A 17,314-nucleotide genomic window follows, 5' to 3' on the forward strand; every position below is an offset into this window, starting at 1 on the left:
CTGCCGACTGATCAAAAGCCGATGAACCTCCCTAAGCTGGGGCAATGGGTGGTGATGAGGTGCGGCTGCGGGCCGTGGTGTCGCTCGCGCAGTCGATGGCGGCGGCCTGCACCCCGCGCGAGTCGTGGCTGGCGGCTGCGCGGGGGGCGGCCGAGGCGCTGGGAGGCACCTTCGCCGCCCTCTCCGTGTGGGAGCGGGACCGCGGCAGGCTGCGGGTGCTGGTGAACGCGGGGGAGCGGGCCGAGGGGGAGGAGGAGTTCCCCGAGGAGGAGGCCTACCCCGTGCACCAGTTCCCGGAGATCACCGAATTCCTGCACGAGCGCTGGGCGGGCGGCGGTGAACCGGACGCCTGGGTGGAGACCGCGAACGGCGTTCCGGCCGTCGGGGCCCCGGCGCGGGGAGCCAGGCCGTACTGCCACCAGCGGGTCGCGGCCCTGCGGCGGCGCGGGCGGGGCTGCTGCGTGGTGGCGCCGATCGTGATGCACGGGCGGGCCTGGGGCGAGCTGTACGTGGCGCGCGCGGCCGGCGTGCCGGTCTTCGACCGGGACGACGCGGACTTCGCGACCGTGCTGGCCGCCGTCGTCGCGGCGGGCCTCGCGCAGACCGAGCGGCTGGAGGAGGTCCGCAAGCTGGCGTTCACCGACCCGCTGACCGGCCTCGCCAACCGCCGCGCCGTCGACATCCGGCTCGACGAGGCGGTGGAGCGGCACCATGCCGAAGGGATCGTGGTCAGCCTGGTCGTCTGCGATCTGAACGGCCTCAAGGCCGTCAACGACACCCACGGCCACGCCGTCGGCGACCGCCTGCTGGAACGATTCGGCTCCGTGCTGTCGCTCTGCGGGGCGATGCTCACCGACGCCCTCGCGGCACGGCTGGGCGGGGACGAGTTCTGCCTGCTGGCCGTGGGGCCCGCGGCGGACGACGTGGTCCGGGTCTCCGAGGAGCTGTGCGCGCGGGCCGTCGCCCTCGAGCTCGGCGACGGGGTCGCCTGCGGGGTCGCCTCGACCGGCGACGACATCGGCCCCGTCCGGTCCGCGCGCCGGCTCTTCCGGCTGGCGGACGCCGCCCAGTACCGGGCGAAGGGGGCGCACTCCCGGAAACCGGTGGTGGCGGGGCGGGACGGCGAGGTGCTCCGGCTCGCCGACCATCCTCCCGGCTCCCCGCACGACCGGCGCGGACTGCGGGGCAGTCCGCCAAGTCCGCCCCCGGATGCGCGGTGACGGAGCGGTGGGGAGGCAACCCCACGACCGCTGGTGACATGCAGGGTTTCAGTCCGTAGGCTTCTGAATATGGATATGCATACAGTCGTGGTGGGGACGTCCGGTACCACCGCCGAGGACGTCATCGCCGTGGCCCGCGGGGGCGCCCGGGTCGAGCTCTCCGCTGCCGCCGTCGAAGCCCTTGCCGCCGCTCGCGAGATCGTCGACGCCCTCGCAGCCGAGCCCGAGCCGGTCTACGGCGTCTCCACCGGCTTCGGCGCCCTCGCCAGCCGGCACATCAGCCCGGATCTCCGCGCGCAGCTGCAGCGCAACATCGTCCGCTCCCACGCTGCGGGCATGGGCCCCCACGTCGAGCGCGAGGTCGTGCGGGCGCTGATGTTCCTGCGGCTGAAGACCCTCGCCTCCGGCCACACCGGCGTGCGCCCCGAGGTCGCCCGGACCATGGCCGACGTGCTCAACGCGGGCATCACCCCCGTGGTCCACGAATTCGGCTCGCTCGGCTGCTCCGGCGACCTCGCCCCGCTGTCGCACTGCGCCCTGACCCTCATGGGTGAGGGCGACGCGGAGGGGCCCGACGGCGTCGTACGCCCCGCCGGCGAGCTCCTCGCCGCGCACGGCATCACGCCCGTGGAACTGCGAGAGAAGGAGGGCCTCGCCCTCCTCAACGGCACGGACGGCATGCTCGGCATGCTCGTGATGGCCGTCGCGGACCTCGAGAACCTCTACACCGGTGCCGACATCACCGCCGCGCTCTCCCTGGAGGGCCTCCTCGGCACGGACAGGGTCCTCGCCCCGGAGCTCCACGCCATCCGGCCCCACCCCGGCCAGGGCGCCTCCGCCGACAACATGCTGCGCGTCCTCGCCGGATCCGGCCTCACGGGCCACCACCAGGACGACGCTCCCCGGGTCCAGGACGCCTACTCCGTACGCTGCGCGCCCCAGGTCAACGGCGCAGGGCGGGACACCCTCGCACACGGGCGGCTCGTCGCCGACCGGGAGCTGGCCTCCGCCATCGACAACCCCGTCGTGCTGCGAGGGGGCGCCTCCGGTGCCGGGGGAGGACGCGTGGAGTCCAACGGCAACTTCCACGGCGCGCCCGTCGCCTACGTGCTCGACTTCCTGGCGATCGTCGCCGCCGACCTCGGCTCGATCACCGAGCGCCGCACCGACCGGCTCCTGGACAAGAACCGGTCGCACGGCCTGCCGCCGTTCCTCGCCGACGACGCCGGGGTCGACTCCGGGCTGATGATCGCGCAGTACACGCAGGCCGCCCTGGTCAGCGAGATGAAGAGGCTCGCCGTCCCGGCCTCCGTCGACTCGATCCCGTCCTCCGCCATGCAGGAGGACCACGTCTCCATGGGCTGGTCCGCCGCGCGCAAGCTGCGGACCGCCGTCGACTGCCTCGCGCGGATCGTGGCCGTCGAACTGTACGCGGCCGCCCGCGCCGTCGAACTGCGCGTCGCCGAGGGCATGTCCCCCGCGCCCGCCTCGCTCGCCGTCATCGAGGCGCTCCGGGCCGCCGGTGTCCAGGGGCCGGGACCCGACCGCTTCCTGTCGCCCGATCTCGCCGCCGCGGACGCCTTCGTGCGGGAGGGGAAGCTCGTCGCCGCCGCGGAGAGCGTGACCGGGCCCCTGGCCTGACCCGCGGGGCCGGTAAGGGAGGAGGGCCGCCGCACGGGTGCGACGGCCCTCCTCCCTTGTGTGTGGTGTCAGAAACCGGTGCTCAGCGTGCCGCCCCGGCGTACCGAATGGGCGACGAATCCCGCGCCGATGCACAGGAAGGCCGTACCGCCGATCAGATACGGGGTGGTGTCCACCCCGGCACCCGTTTCGGCGAGCACCTCCTGTGTGCCGGTGTCCCCGGCGGAACCGGTCTGCCTGACCGGCGCCGAGGAGCCGGCGGCCGAGCCGGTGGAACCGCCCTGCGGCTCTGATCCGTCCGTCGCGTTCGCGGAGGGGACGAACCAGAGAGCACAGAGCAGGGTGCCTGCCGCTGTGGAGGTCAGCAGCGTGCGACGAGCGATGGACACAGAATCGATCCCCTTGCGACAGCCATCAGTTAGCCCCGTGCGCCGATGCTAAGCAAAGCAGCGGGTCGGAGGAAACCCGCAGGTCCCGGGAGCCTTACGCTCCGGCGTATGAGCACTTCAGAGACAACGGCATTTGTTCGGCTTCGCGTGGAGATGGTCCTGCAGATCACCGATCCCGACGCGCTGACCGGCACGGCGCTCGAGAGCATCGCCGCCGATTTCACGGCCTCGGGCCCCGCGGCCGACGAGTCGGCCGAGGAGCGTACGCATGCCGAGGAGACGGTCAGGGAAGACGGTGCGGAGGCCCTCGCGTCACTGATCGACCCCTTCGACCTGGTGGCCCAGGTGCCCGGGGTCGAGCTGGCCCAGGCCTCCTGGAGCAGCGAGACGATCGACTACGACCCGGACGCCGAGGACTGGACGGCCGGGGAGGACGGCGACGAGGCGTACTACGGGATCGAGGACAATGAGACGGGTGACGAAGAGGGCGGCGGCGCGACGGTCCGCTGACACCGCCCGGCAGGTGTACCGGCCCGCGGGAACCGCCGCGGCCATGGATGCGTCGATGAGTGGTGTTCCCCACATCTTCGGCGGATGTGGAACGGAAGACCCGTAGAGGGTGTTCTTGGAACATTGACGGGGGATCGCCGTCCGGCGACCCCGTCCGGGGATTTGGGGATACGGCAACGATGGAGAAGCGTGTGATGACGGACAGCAAGCGGCGCAGGGGTCTCGTGGCCGCGTCCGCACTGCTCGGCGGCGTGCTGGTGCTTTCGGCCTGCAGTGACGACGGCGGCACGGGGAACACGAGTGCCGGCAGTTCGAAGACGTCGCAGGCACAGGTGGACGAGGCGGCCGCCAAGGACGCCTCCGAGGCGCAGATAACGATCGCGCCGAAGAACGGTGCCACCAACGCGAGTATCAACAAGTCCGCCATGGTCACCGTGGCCAAGGGCAAGCTGACCGAGGTCACGATGACCACGTCGGCCGGGGACCCGGTCGAGGGCACCCTCGCCGCCGACGGCTCCAGCTGGAAGCCCACCGGTCAGCTGGAACGCTCGACCACGTACAAGATCAGCGCCACGGCGGCCGACTCGAAGAAGCGCGAGGCACACGCCAACAGCTCCTTCACCACCGTCTCGCCCGAGGACAGCTTCATCGGGAACTTCACGCCCGAGGACGGTTCCACCGTCGGCGTCGGCATGCCCGTCTCGATCAACTTCAACAAGGCGATCACGAACAAGAAGGCCGTCCAGGACGGCATCACCGTGACGTCGAGCAGCGGCCAGGAGGTCGTCGGCCACTGGTTCAACGCCCAGCGTCTGGACCTGCGCCCCGATGACTACTGGCAGGGCGGTTCCACCGTCACGCTGAAGCTGGCGCTGGACGGTGTCGAGGGCGCCGACGGCGTCGTGGGCGTGCAGCAGAAGACGGTCACCTTCAAGGTCGGCCGCAACCAGGTCTCCACCGTGGACGCCAAGGCGCACACCATGACCGTCACCCAGGACGGCAAGACCATCAAGACCATCCCGATCTCGGCCGGTTCGTCGGACAACCCGACGTACAACGGCAAGATGGTGATCTCCGAGAAGTTCAAGGAGACCCGGATGGACGGCGCCACGGTCGGCTTCACGGACGACGACGGCAAGGGCGAGTACGACATCAAGGACGTGCCGCACGCCATGCGCCTGTCCACGTCGGGCACCTTCATCCACGGCAACTACTGGGGCGCCAAGTCGATCTTCGGCAGCGCCAACACCAGCCACGGCTGCGTCGGCCTGTCCGACACGAAGGGCGCCGACGACCCCGGTACGGCCGGTGCCTGGTTCTACAACAACTCGATGATCGGCGACGTGGTCATCGTCAAGAACTCCCCGGACAAGACCATCTCCCCGGACAACGGCCTCAACGGCTGGAACATGAGCTGGTCGGAGTGGACGGCCGGTTCCGAGGCCTGATCGCGCAACCGAGCCCCATCCCCCGCTCCGAAGGCGGCGGCACCCGGTCCACCGGGTGCCGCCGCCTTCGGCGTATGCGGGCCCGCAGGGTTCTCATCCGGCTCTCATCGCAGACTTAACTCCTCATCACGCCCGCTCCATACCTTCGCGCCATGTTCTTCACCTACCTCCGGCGCGAGCTGCGCCGCCGCAGAAAGGCGGCGCTCGTCGTCGCCTCGGGGCTCGCCCTCGGCATCGCGCTGGTCATCATCGTCAGCTCGGTCTCCTCGGGCATGGGCAAGGCCCAGGACAAGGTCCTGGAATCGCTGTACGGCCTGGGCACGGACATGACCGTGACCAAGGCCGCCGCCGCCCAGGGGTCGGGCACCGAACGCCCCCGGTTCGAGTTCGACGCCAAGGACGACGACGAGGCGACCCAGAGCACCGACCGGGTCATGGTCCAGGGCTTCCAGACGCTGGCCTCCGCCACCGTCACCGAGGTCGGCAGGCAGGACGGCGTCGCGGACGCCGTCGGCGGGCTCAGCCTGACCGTCATGAAGGTCGACGGCCAGTTCCAGCGCGGCGAGTTCAAGCAGGACGAGAGCGCGGGCCGGAGCGGCCCCGGCGGCGGGGGCGGCCAGCCGCAGGGCGAGGTGCAGGGCGGTGGCGCCTCCTTCGACGTCAACTCCTTCACCGTGTACGGCACCGACGTCACCCGGCAGGACCTCGGTCCGCTGACCTCCTCCACCCTCACCGAGGGCCGTACGTTCAAGGCCGCCGAGACCGACGCGAAGGTCGCGGTCGTCGACGCCGCGTACGCCGAGGAGAAGGAACTCGCGGTCGGCAAGACCGTCACGATCTCCGGCACCACGTACACGATCGTCGGCATCTCGACGGCCGACAGCGGCGACGCCGCCGCCAACGTCTACATCCCGCTGAAGCAGGCGCAGACCGTCGCCGACGCCAAGGACAAGGTCACCACGGTCTACGTCAAGGCCGCGGACTCGCAGCAGATCGACGCCGTCAAGGCCGCCATCCAGAAGAACATCTCCGGCACGACGGTCACCACCTCCGCCGACCTCGCCGACACGGTCTCCGGCTCCCTGTCCACCGCCTCCGACCTGGCCTCCAGCGTCGGCAAGTGGCTCTCCATCGCCGTACTGATCGCGGCCTTCCTCGTCGCGGGGCTGCTCACCTCGTCGGCGGTCAGCCGCCGCGTACGGGAGTTCGGCACCCTCAAGGCGCTCGGCTGGAAGAGCGGCCGCGTCACCCGCCAGGTCATCGGTGAAGCCCTCGTCAACGGCCTCATGGGCGGTGTCCTCGGCATCGCCGTCGGTCTCGCCGGCGCGTACGCCGTCACCGCAGTCAGCCCCACCCTCACCGCCCAGCTCGGCTCCTCGGGCGGCGGCGGAGGAGGCGGCATGGGCGGGGGCGGTGGCCCGATGGGCGGCGGCGGCCCCGGCCGCCAGACCGCGGCCAGGACCCTCGACATCGCACTGACCGCCCCGGTCTCCCTCACCACGATCCTGACCGCCGTCGCCCTGGCCGTGGCCGGCGGGCTCGTCGCGGGCGCCTTCGGCGGCTGGCGGGCCTCCCGGCTTCGCCCGGCCGACGCCCTGCGCCGCGTCGAGTAGCTCCGCCCGGGGCGCGCACCCCGGACCCCGTAGTCCCGGGCGCGCCCCGGACACCGCCGGCCCGCGTCGGGACGCCGCCCGGCCCCTCCCCTCCGTACGTACAGCAGGAGTCCACACGTGTACCAGCTCAGTGGCGTCACCAAGCGCTACATGCGCGGCAAGACCGCCGTCGACGCCCTCGCCGGTGTCGACCTGACCATCGAGGACGGCGGCAGGCTCGTCATCCAGGGTCCGACCGGCGGCGGCAAGTCCACCCTCCTCCAGATGCTCGGCGGGCTCGACCGGCCGACCGCGGGCACGATCGAGCTCGACGGTGTCGATCTGGCGAAGCTGCCCGAGTCCCGGCTCACCAAGGTCCGGGCCGAGTCCATCGGCTTCGTCTTCCAGAGCTTCAACCTGATCCCCACGCTCACCGCCCAGGAGAACGTCGAGACCGCGCTCGTCCCCCTCGGGCTCGGCGCGAAGACCCGCCGGGAGCGGGCCGCGGAGGCCCTCGAATCCGTCGGTCTCGGCGACCGCCCCACGCACCTGCCGAGCGAGATGTCCGGCGGGCAGCAGCAACGCGTCGCGATCGCCCGGGCACTGGTGAAGCGGCCGAAGGTGCTGCTCGCCGACGAACCCACCGGCAACCTGGACGAGTCCATGCGTGACGAGATCATGGACCTGCTCGACGGGCTGTGGAAGGAGCACGGGCTGACCTTCGTCATGGTCACCCACGACAGCTCCATCGCCCGCAAGGCACCGCGGGTGGCCACCATCCGCAAGGGCCGGGTCACGGTGACGGAGAACGCGGCGGCCTGACCACGCCCCGCGCCCCGAGCACGCTCCGAGGCCCGCCCCCAGGGGCGGGCCTCGGGTGTTCCGGGGGTGAGGGGTGCAGTGCGCTCCACCCCTGGTCCGGGGGTGTGCACCCTCGCGGGGGCCGGGGGAGGACGGAAGACTCGGAGACCTCACCCACCATGGAGGAACCCGTGAAGGCCCTGCTCCGCACCTCTCTCTGCGTCGCCCTCGTCGCGAACGTCTTCCTCAACCTCACCGAGGACGGCGGACTGCGGCTCGCCCTCAGCATCTGCGCGGGCGTGGTCGTCCTCGGCTCCGGCGCCGGACTCTGGATGCTGCGCGGTCCGCGTGAGTCCTGAGCGCCGGTACCCTCACACCCGAGCCCGTCCGGCTGTGAGTTCCGCCGCACCAGAGGCCCCGCGCGCGGGGTGACCCGCGACCGGCATGTGGATGCCGACGAAGATCTTCGGTGGGTACTGGGACAATCGGCCGGTGCAGAGGTTCCGTACGTTCCCGGGAGCAGCGTCGCTTCCGTGGGGCTCTCCTCCGGGAGGGGGACTCGCGGCGCCCCAGGGACGGGAGCGCCGACGCGCATGACGCCCACCCACGGAAGGTCTTGATCAGATGCCGGCCAGCTCCGATTCCGTCACCCCGCACACCGCCGAGAGCCGTGTCATCGAGCCGCTCTACGCCCAGATCCTCCGGCGCAACCAGGGCGAGAGGGAGTTCCACCAGGCGGTCCGCGAAGTCCTCGAAACCCTCGGCCCGGTCCTGGCGCAGCGACCGGAGTTCGTGGACGCGCGGATCATCGAGCGGATCTGCGAGCCCGAGCGGCAGCTCATCTTCCGGGTGCCGTGGTCGGACGACTCCGGCGACATCCACGTCAACCGCGGTTTCCGCGTCGAGTTCTCCAGCTCGCTCGGCCCGTACAAGGGCGGGCTGCGCTTCCACCCCTCGGTCAACCTCGGGATCGTGAAGTTCCTCGGCTTCGAGCAGATCTTCAAGAACGCCCTCACGGGCATGCCGATCGGCGGCGGCAAGGGCGGCGCGGACTTCGACCCCAAGGGCCGTTCCGATGCCGAGATCATGCGGTTCTGCCAGTCCTTCATGACCGAACTCCACCGCCACCTGGGCGAGTACACCGACGTCCCCGCCGGTGACATCGGTGTGGGCGGCCGCGAGATCGGCTACCTGTTCGGCCAGTACAAGCGGATCACCAACCGCTACGAGTCCGGCGTCCTCACCGGGAAGGGCCTCGGCTGGGGCGGCGCTCTGGTGCGGACCGAGGCGACCGGCTACGGCTGCGTGCTGTTCACCGCCGAAATGCTCCGCAGCCAGGGCGACAGCCTCGACGGCCGGCGCATCGCCGTGTCCGGTTCGGGCAACGTCGCGATCTACGCGATCGAGAAGGCGCAGCAGCTCGGCGCGACCGTCATCACGTGCTCGGACTCCGGCGGTTACGTCGTCGACGAGAAGGGCATCGACCTCGCCCTGCTCAAGGAGGTCAAGGAGACGGGCCGCGGCCGCGTCTCCGAGTACGCCGAGCGCCGCGGCGCCCACGTGCGGTACGTCGAGGGCACCGGCGTCTGGAGCGTCCCCGTGGACGTGGCGCTGCCCTGCGCCACCCAGAACGAACTGCACGAGGCCGATGCGCTGACCCTCGTACGCAACGGGGTCAAGGCCGTCGCCGAGGGCGCCAACATGCCCACCACACCCGAGGCCGTCCGCGTGTTCCAGGACGCGGGTGTCGCCTTCGCCCCCGGCAAGGCCGCCAACGCGGGCGGCGTAGCCACCAGCGCCCTGGAGATGCAGCAGAACGCCTCGCGCGACTCGTGGACCTTCGCCCACACCGAGCAGCGCCTCGCGGAGATCATGCGTCACATCCACGACTCCTGCTACACCACCGCCGAGCGCTACGGCAGCCCCGGCAACTACGTGGTGGGCGCGAACATCGCGGGCTTCGAGCTCGTCGCGGACGCGATGCTCGCGCAGGGTCTGATCTGAGCCGCGGCCCACGCGGTGACGGCCCGGGGCGCGGCGCGCGCCCGCCCCGGGCCCCCTGCCCGCGTCCGCGCACACGGACGAGCAGGCCGGGCGGGTGTCCGACACGACCCCGGCCCCCGGCCGCATGGCCGAGCGGCACCCGTCACGGGTGCACCGGCCCCGCCGGGGCCACGGTTCCGCAAGGAGAGCGCATCCGCGGGGAGGCGCTCTCAGCCCGCGGCGGCCATGCGCGCTCCGGGCACCTGCCCGTCCGGGGCGAGGAACGCGGTCCGGGGCAGGGCGGCGTCGGCGGTGCGGGGCGACTCGGCCGTGGCGGAGTCGGTGGTGGCGAACATCGAAGGGCCCGCGCCCCCGCCGTCCCAGGTGTTGCCCTCGGACCGGGCGGCGTCCGCGAGCACGGGCTCGGGCCCCTCGGCGTTGCCGACGGCGGCGTTGGCGGTCAGCACGGCGGACGCGCTGGGCAGGTAGAAGCCGGTGCCGTTGCGGAAGGCGGTGTTGCGCGTCAGGCGGACGGCGCCCGCGTTCCCCTCGTCGTTGAAGCCCAGCCCGGTGTTGTCCCACGCGGCGTCGTCGGTGAGCACGTGCGCCACCTCGGCGGTGGTGCCGCCCCCGCCGAGGGTGAAGCCGTTCCCGTTGCGGTAGGACCAGGAACTCTCCACGGTCACCGGGGTGGTGAACCCGCCGAGGTCGATCCCGTCGGCCCCGTTGCCGAAGGCACGGCACCCCCGGACCACGTTGCCCCCGCCGGAGCCGAACTTGACGCCCAGGCCGACCCCGCCCCCCGGTTTCGGTCCGTTGGAGTGGAAGTCGCTGTCGAGCACGGAGTTGTCCTCCGTACCGGCGTCGCGCAGGGTGAGCCCGGACTTGGCGTTGTGGTGCAGGGAGAGCCCCCTGAACACGGTGTTCCGACAGCCCCGGCAGACGTACGCGTGACTTGCCGAACCCCGGATCTCCAGCCCCTGCACGGTCCAGTGGTCCGCCTGCTGCGTGACCGCCCAGTCCGACGCGGGGACGGCGGACGCGTCGATCACCGGCCGTTCGCCCCGGACGTTGCTGAGCGTGATGCGACGGCCGGCCGCGCCGTCCGTCGTGAGGGCCACGCCCCGGTCCGGGCGGTACGTGCCCCCGCGCATCGCGATGGTCTGCCCGGGGCGCACCACCGACGCGGCCTTGCCGAGCGTGGCGTACGGCCGGGTCCGGCTGCCGTCCCCGGAGTCCGACCCGTCGGGCGCGAGATAGATGTCCGCACGGGTCACCCCGATCGCGCCCCCGGTCCTGCCCGCGGACGTCGCCGCCGCCGAGGGACTGCCGGACGCCGGGGCCGCGGGGATGCGCACCGGGGCCGGACGGGACGGCGCCGGGGCGGCCCGCTGCGCGGGAGGGCCCGCGGCCGGCGGTGCCGCCCGCGGTGACGGGGCGGGGGCGTGCCACACCGGGTAGGTCAGACCTCCGGTGACCACCGCGAGCACGGCCACCGACGCCGTCACCGACTTCGCCGTGACGTGGTCGCGGACCCGTCCGGCGACCGTCCGCCCGACCACGGACGCCGTCTCCACGGCGTGCCGCATCCCGTCCAGCAGCCCGCCGGGCAACGGTACGAGCCCCAGTCCGGGCAGCAGCTTCTCCGGCGCGACCAGGCCCGCCCCCTGCTCCCCGCACTGCGGGCAGCCCCGCACATGGCGGGTCAGCCGCTTGCGCCAGAGCGCACCCGTGCCGCCGTCCCAGCCGGCGGCGGCGTCGGCCAGCCCGGGGCAGCGCGGCGCGACGGCCAGTGCGCGGACGACCGTCCGCGCGGCCTCCAGCCGGACCTTCATCCGCCGGATCCGGACCGCGGTGTGCCCGGGGTCCAGACCCACGGCCACGGCGACCTCGGCCCGGGTGAGCCGGCCGGCCTCCTCCTCCCACCACAGCGCGAGCAGCCGGCGGTCGTCCGCGTCCAGCCAGCGGGCCGCCCGGGCCAGGTCCCGCCGCTGCCCGGTGAGTTCGAGCTCGGCGACGGTGCGCTCGGCGAAGTCGGTGAGCGGGTCGGCGACCTCTTCCACCTCGTTGCGCCGGAACCGGTCGCGGAACGTGCGCCGCTGGTGCTGCTGGATCTCCCGGTAGGTGATGGCCACCGCCCACGAGCGGAAGCGCTCGGGCTCGCGCAGCCCCGGCAGGCCGCGGACGATCCGCAGCATCACGTCCTGCACCAGGTCGTCCACGTCGGCGTGGCCGTTGAGCGCCCTTCCGACGATTCCGTACACCAACGGCAGGTGCGAGGACAGCAGTTCCTCCATCGCCCCGGAGTCGCCGCTCCCGGCGTCCCGCACCAGCTCCGAAACGCCGCGCCCCGTGGGGCCGGTCCCGCTGTCCGCCATCCCGTCCCGGCTCCCTCGGTCGATTCGGGGCCGGTCACCGGAAGGCCCGAACAAGCGGCCGAAGGGCCCCGGAGCCCCGCATCGTGGCACAACGGCCCCTGGGCGTAAAGCCGCCCATGCGCGACTCACATCACTTCAGCCACATACGCCTCTCCGGTTCCGGCGGAAGTTTCTCCCGGATTTCTGTCATCCCCACCCGCCCCACGCATCTACCTGGGCGCTACGGCTCCACAGCACCGCAGCCACCCGACCACCTGGAGGAGCGAACGATGACCGAGAAACCGAACAAGAGGCGACACGCCCTGGCCCTCACCCTGCCGGGCGCCCTGCTGCTGACCGGGGGCCTGGTATCGACCGCCGGTGCGGCGGAACTGCCGGCGACGGGCGGTGTGTACCAGCTGGTGGTGAAGAAGAGCGGTAAGTGTGTCGATGTGCCGGCGGCGTCGGGGGCGAACGGTGCGTTGTTGCAGCAGTGGGGTTGTACGGAGGGTGCGGCGTGGCAGCAGTTCACGCTGGCCGCCGATGGTTCGGGGCGGTACCGGCTGGTGAACAGGAGCAGCGGTAAGTGCGTGGACGTGCCGGGTGGTTCGAAGGTGAGCGGGGTGCAGCTGCAGCAGTGGGGGTGTGCCGCGCAGACGAACCAGCAGTGGACGCTGGCTCCGAGCGGGACGGACACGTACCAGATCGTCAACGTGAACAGCGGTCTCTGCATGAGTGACAAGGGCGCATCGACCGCCAACGGCGCGGCCGTCATCCAGGAGACCTGCACGGCCAACAGCAACAAGCAGTGGGCGTTCCGACCGGTCGGCGGATCCACCGCCCCGGCCACCGTCGCGTCCGACGGCACGGGCACCTACCGGACCGTGCAGGCCGCCGTGAACGCCATCGGTACGGGGAACACCGAACCGGTCACCATCACCATCAAGCCCGGCACCTACCGCGAGCAGGTGACCGTACCCGCGGACAAGCCCTTCATCACCCTGAAGGGCACCGGCGACTCGCCGGACGATGTCGTCGTCATCGGCAACCGCAACGCCGGAGATCACGGCACCGCGGGCTCGGCCACCGTCGTCGCCAAGGGCCACGACTTCCGGGCCACCAACCTGACCTTGGCGAACGACTTCGACGAGAACAGCTCCGACACCGGCGACCAGGCCCTCGCCCTCTACCTCGACGCAGACCGTGCCGTCCTCGACGACGTCCGGCTGCTCGGTGACCAGGACACCTTCCTGGTCAACAACAGCGCCCGTACCTACGTGGTCGACTCCTACGTCGAAGGCACCGTGGACTTCATCTACGGCGGCGGCACCGCCGTGTTCCACGCCTGCACCATCCACGAGAAGCGCAGCACCGGTGGCCCGATCACCGCGGCGAGCACCCCCGCGGACAAGGCGTACGGGTTCCTGTTCTACCGGTCCACCGTGACCGGTGCCGTGGCGAACACCACCCAGCTCGGTCGCCCGTGGCGTGCTGACGCGCAGGTGCTGTACCGGGAGTCCTCACTGTCCTCGGCGCTGGCCACCGCCCAGCCGTGGACGGACATGTCCACCAACTCCTGGAAGAACGCCAGGTTCGCCGAATACCGCAACACCGGCGCCGGAGCCACGGTCAACGGCAACCGCCCGCAGCTGACCGACGCCCAGGCCGCGAACCACACCCCCCAGAAGTACCTGGCCGGCACGGACGGCTGGAACCCGGTGCGCTGACCGGGCACCGCACACCCACGACACCCGCGTACGAGAGAGGGACATGAACATGAGCAAGCACAGGAACAGGCGGAGGACGATCGGGCTCGGGGCCCTGCTGACGGCGCTGCTCCTTGCCGTCGGAGGTGTCCTGGCCGGTGGCCTGGTGACACCGGCCGGAGCGGCGGCGCTGCCGTCCGCGGGCGGGGTCTACGAACTGGTGGTGAAGAAGAGCGGTAAGTGTGTCGATGTGCCGGCGGCGTCGGGGGCGAACGGTGCGTTGTTGCAGCAGTGGGGTTGTACGGAGGGTGCGGCGTGGCAGCAGTTCACGCTGGCCGCCGATGGTTCGGGGCGGTACCGGCTGGTGAACAGGAGCAGCGGCAAGTGCGTCGATGTGCCCGGTGGTTCGAAGGTGAGCGGGGTGCAGCTGCAGCAGTGGGGGTGTGCCGCGCAGGCGAACCAGCAGTGGACGCTGGCTCCGAGCGGGACGGACACGTACCAGATCGTCAACGTGAACAGCGGTCTCTGCATGAGTGACAAGGGCGCATCGACCGCGAGCGGCGCGGCGATCATCCAGGAGACCTGCACCGCCAACAGCAACAAGCAGTGGGCGTTCGAGCCCGTGTCCGGCGGGCGCACCTGGTCCGACAAGGCCGACGGCTTCGCCGCCACCGGGGGCGGCACGACCGGCGGGGCGGCCGGCCCGGTCGTCACCGTCACGAACTACGCGGACCTGGTGAAGTACGCCACCGCCTCGACCCCGTACGTCATCAAGGTGGCGTCGGCGATCACGGTCTCCCCGTACGGGCACGAGATACCGGTGAAGTCCGACAAGACCCTCGTCGGCGTCGGCACCTCCGGGCAGATCGTCGGTGGCGGCTTCTTCCTCGGCACCGGCGTCCACAACGTCATCATCCGCAACCTCACCATCCGCGACACACGGATGACCGAGGACGATCCCGATGACAAGGACTACGACTACGACGGCATCCAGATGGACACCGCCGACCACATCTGGATCGACCACAACCGCATCGAGCGGATGAACGACGGGCTCATCGACAGCCGCAAGGACACCAGCCACCTGACCGTCTCCTGGAACGTCATGGGCGAGCAGAACAAGGCCTTCGGCATCGGCTGGACGGACAACGTCACCGCCCGGATGACCATCCACCACAACTGGATCCACGACACCAACCAGCGCAACCCCAGCATCGACAACGTCGCCTTCGCCCACCTCTACAACAACTACATGCAGAACGTCACTTCGTACGGGAACCTCTCGCGGGGCGCCTCGAGGACCGTCATCGAGAACACCTACTTCCAGAACGTCGCCAACCCCTACTACAACGACACCTCCGCGGCGTCCCTGACCCAGTCGGGCAGCATCTGCGCCTCGTGCACCGGGAAGCAGCAGACCAACGGGACGACCTTCAAGCCGTCCGACCACTACGGCTACACCCTGGACCCGGCGGCGGACGTGCCCGTCCTGCTCAAGCAGTACGCGGGCCCCCAGTCGAACATCGGCCGCTGACACGGAGGACCCGGCCCGGACCCGGTGTGCGGCACCCGGGTCCGGAGTCCGGGCGCCCGGGTCCGGGCCCCCGGCTACCGAATTAGCGGACAGCAGATCCGCCCGGCGCGGAACGCTTCCACCTCCCGCACCGGGCCCTGCACTCCTAGGCTGGGACGATGAGCAGCCACGCGCAGAACCGCGCCCGCGTCATCCCCCTGCGTCCCGTCCCCGCCGCGGCACCGGGCCCCGCGCCCGCGGCCAGGGAGCCCCTCTGGCGGGACGTCGTCGGGGACGTGCTGCGCCGCGAGCGGCTCGCCCAGGAGCGGACGCTCAAGGACGTGGCCGAGGACGCCCGGATCTCGATGCCGTACCTCTCCGAGATCGAGCGCGGCCGCAAGGAGGCCTCGTCCGAGGTCATCGCGGCGGCTGCCCGGTCGCTCGGTCTCGGGCTCGCCGACGTCCTGTCCCTGGCCCAGGTGGAGATCGGCCGCCGCGGCACCGCCGCCTCCCGGACGTCCCCGGCCCGCGCCTCCCTGGGCGAGGTGCGGCTGGCCGCCTGAAGCCGCGTCAGGCGCCGGCCGGCGGCGGCGTCAGGGGGCACCCGGCACCCGGCGGCGGCTGAGGACCTCGTCCGCGAGGCCGTACGCCACCGCCTCCCGCGCCGTGAAGACCCTGTCCCTGTCGGTGTCGGCCCGCAGGGTCGCCGGGTCGTGCGGGGTGTGCCGGGCCAGGACCTCCTCGACCTGCGAGCGGATCCTCAGCATCTCTGCGGCGTGCAGCCGGAGGTCGGAGACCGTGCCCTGCTGCCCGCCGCTGGCCGGCTGGCCCAGCAGCACCCGGGCGTGTTCCAGGACGAACCGCCGCCCCGGGTCGCCGCCGGCCAGGAGCACCGCGGCGGTCGAGGCCGCCTGGCCGACGCAGAAGGTCGCGATCGGGGCCGACACGAAGGTCATCGTGTCGTAGATAGCCATCAGCGAAGTGGGCGAGCCGCCGGGGGAGTTGAGGTAGACCGCGATCTCGCTCCCCGGGCTCGACGACTCCAGGTGGAGCAGCTGGGCGATGACGACGTTGGCGACCCCGTCGTCGATCTCCGTACCGATGAAGATGATCCGCTCCGACAGGAGGCGGCTGAAGACGTCGTAGGACCGTTCGCCCAGCGGGGTGCGCTCGACGACGCTCGGGATCGTGTACTGGCTCATGTCAGATCCCCGTCCGTCGCCGCGAGCCGGCCGGGCGCACGTCGTCGAGCGACGCGACGACGTGGTCGACCATGCCGTACGCCTTCGCCTGCCCGGCCGTGAACCACCGGTCCCGGTCACCGTCCCGGGAGATCGTCTCCGCGGACTGCCCGGTGTGCGCCGCCGTGATCCGCTCGACGGCCTGCTTCGTGAAGGCGAGGTTCTCGGCCTGGATCGCGATGTCGGACGCGGTGCCGCCGATGCCGGCCGAGGGCTGGTGCATCATGATCCGCGCATTGGGCAGGGCGAACCGTTTCCCCGCGGTCCCGACGGTGAGCAGGAACTGTCCCATGGACGCGGCGAACCCCATCGCCAGGGTGGACACGTCGTTCGGGACGAGCTGCATCGTGTCGTAGATGGCCAGCCCGGCCGTCACGGACCCACCGGGACTGTTGATGCAGAGACTGATGTCGGTGCGCGGGTCCTCGGCGGACAGGAGCAGCAACTGCGCGCAGACCCGGTTCGCGGAGACCTCGTCCACCTGGGTGCCCAGGAAGATGATCCGCTGCGTGAGGAGCTGCGAGGCGAGGTGGTCGTCGAACCGGGTCGACGGCGTGTCCTCGTCGGCGGCGCGCGGTGGGGCAGCGAGGTGGGGCGACATCGGACCTCCCGGTGGTGGGGCGGCCCGTACGGCCGCGCTCACCCCACTCTTGGCCCGGGAGGGCCGCCACGAAAGGGATCTCGGCCCTCGGCAGATTCGCCACGGGCAGACCGCGGCCGCCGCCACGGCGACGGCACATGGACGGCGGCCCAGTCCGGACGGGCCTCGGAACGCTCGCGCCCGGCAGCGGGTCGAGCACGCGGCGCACCTGGCGGCAGACGCCGTCAACCCCTGCCGGGAGCAGCCGGTGACAGGGGCGCCGGACCGGGGCGGCGCATGCGGGCCGGCGTGCGCGCGGGCCGCCGCGGCCGT

15 protein-coding genes are annotated in these 17,314 nt (G+C 71.6%); 11 read left to right on the plus strand and 4 right to left on the minus strand.

Annotation, left to right across the window (positions count from 1 at the left end):
* Positions 1 to 44 precede the first annotated feature (44 nt).
* Positions 45 to 1,220 (plus strand): GGDEF domain-containing protein, encoded by a 1,176-nt coding sequence (locus tag OG927_RS20760; RefSeq protein ID WP_124281317.1) that lies wholly within the window; start codon positions 45 to 47, stop codon positions 1,218 to 1,220.
* 69 nt (positions 1,221 to 1,289) lie between these two features.
* Entirely contained in the window at positions 1,290 to 2,861 is a 1,572-nt protein-coding gene (gene hutH, locus OG927_RS20765) for a histidine ammonia-lyase (RefSeq protein WP_079100810.1), read from the plus strand.
* Positions 2,862 to 2,929: 68 nt separating this feature from the next.
* Here the strand turns inward: hutH and OG927_RS20770 are convergent, their stop codons facing one another.
* Entirely contained in the window at positions 2,930 to 3,250 is a 321-nt protein-coding gene (locus tag OG927_RS20770; RefSeq protein WP_056793666.1) for a hypothetical protein, read from the minus strand.
* A 108-nt stretch (positions 3,251 to 3,358) separates the two neighbouring features.
* Here OG927_RS20770 and OG927_RS20775 point away from each other — a divergent pair, with 108 nt between their 5' ends.
* From OG927_RS20775 to gdhA, 6 genes are all read left to right on the plus strand, one after another.
* Complete coding sequence (locus OG927_RS20775) at positions 3,359 to 3,760, plus strand: hypothetical protein (RefSeq protein WP_056793668.1); 402 nt, start codon at positions 3,359 to 3,361, stop codon at positions 3,758 to 3,760.
* A 179-nt stretch (positions 3,761 to 3,939) separates the two neighbouring features.
* Positions 3,940 to 5,208, plus strand: a complete 1,269-nt coding sequence (locus OG927_RS20780) for a L,D-transpeptidase (RefSeq protein ID WP_056793670.1) — start codon at positions 3,940 to 3,942, stop codon at positions 5,206 to 5,208.
* A gap of 152 nt (positions 5,209 to 5,360) precedes the next feature.
* Positions 5,361 to 6,821: an ABC transporter permease gene (locus OG927_RS20785; protein WP_056793672.1), complete on the plus strand. Its 1,461-nt coding sequence runs from the start codon at positions 5,361 to 5,363 to the stop codon at positions 6,819 to 6,821.
* A gap of 117 nt (positions 6,822 to 6,938) precedes the next feature.
* Positions 6,939 to 7,622: an ABC transporter ATP-binding protein gene (locus tag OG927_RS20790; RefSeq protein WP_330320604.1), complete on the plus strand. Its 684-nt coding sequence runs from the start codon at positions 6,939 to 6,941 to the stop codon at positions 7,620 to 7,622.
* Positions 7,623 to 7,792: 170 nt separating this feature from the next.
* Positions 7,793 to 7,960, plus strand: a complete 168-nt coding sequence (locus tag OG927_RS20795) for a hypothetical protein (RefSeq protein ID WP_164494130.1) — start codon at positions 7,793 to 7,795, stop codon at positions 7,958 to 7,960.
* Between the two features lie 265 nt (positions 7,961 to 8,225).
* Positions 8,226 to 9,605, plus strand: a complete 1,380-nt coding sequence (gene gdhA, locus OG927_RS20800; RefSeq protein WP_056793678.1) for an NADP-specific glutamate dehydrogenase — start codon at positions 8,226 to 8,228, stop codon at positions 9,603 to 9,605.
* A 209-nt stretch (positions 9,606 to 9,814) separates the two neighbouring features.
* On the opposite strand, the gene OG927_RS20805 is transcribed toward gdhA, so the two are convergent.
* Entirely contained in the window at positions 9,815 to 11,962 is a 2,148-nt protein-coding gene (locus OG927_RS20805; RefSeq protein WP_330320605.1) for a sigma-70 family RNA polymerase sigma factor, read from the minus strand.
* A gap of 269 nt (positions 11,963 to 12,231) precedes the next feature.
* Here OG927_RS20805 and OG927_RS20810 point away from each other — a divergent pair, with 269 nt between their 5' ends.
* The 3 genes from OG927_RS20810 (at position 12,232) to OG927_RS20820 (ending at position 15,723) form a co-directional block, all read left to right on the plus strand.
* On the plus strand, positions 12,232 to 13,668 hold the full coding sequence (locus OG927_RS20810) for a pectinesterase family protein (RefSeq protein WP_330320606.1): 1,437 nt from the start codon (positions 12,232 to 12,234) through the stop codon (positions 13,666 to 13,668).
* A gap of 49 nt (positions 13,669 to 13,717) precedes the next feature.
* Positions 13,718 to 15,181, plus strand: a complete 1,464-nt coding sequence (locus OG927_RS20815; protein ID WP_330320607.1) for an RICIN domain-containing protein — start codon at positions 13,718 to 13,720, stop codon at positions 15,179 to 15,181.
* 158 nt (positions 15,182 to 15,339) lie between these two features.
* A complete protein-coding gene (locus tag OG927_RS20820) occupies positions 15,340 to 15,723 on the plus strand; it encodes a helix-turn-helix domain-containing protein (RefSeq protein WP_056793684.1) in 384 nt (127 codons plus the stop codon).
* Between the two features lie 30 nt (positions 15,724 to 15,753).
* Here OG927_RS20820 and OG927_RS20825 read toward each other — a convergent pair whose 3' ends face one another.
* Both OG927_RS20825 and OG927_RS20830 read right to left on the minus strand, forming a co-directional pair.
* On the minus strand, positions 15,754 to 16,362 hold the full coding sequence (locus tag OG927_RS20825; RefSeq protein WP_056793686.1) for a ClpP family protease: 609 nt from the start codon (positions 16,360 to 16,362) through the stop codon (positions 15,754 to 15,756).
* A 1-nt stretch (position 16,363) separates the two neighbouring features.
* Positions 16,364 to 17,002, minus strand: coding sequence for an ATP-dependent Clp protease proteolytic subunit (locus OG927_RS20830; RefSeq protein ID WP_056793688.1), 639 nt, complete (start codon positions 17,000 to 17,002; stop codon positions 16,364 to 16,366).
* Positions 17,003 to 17,314: the final 312 nt, after the last annotated feature.

Origin of the sequence: Streptomyces clavifer (assembly GCF_036345975.1) — a bacterium.
Lineage (GTDB): Bacteria > Actinomycetota > Actinomycetes > Streptomycetales > Streptomycetaceae > Streptomyces > Streptomyces clavifer.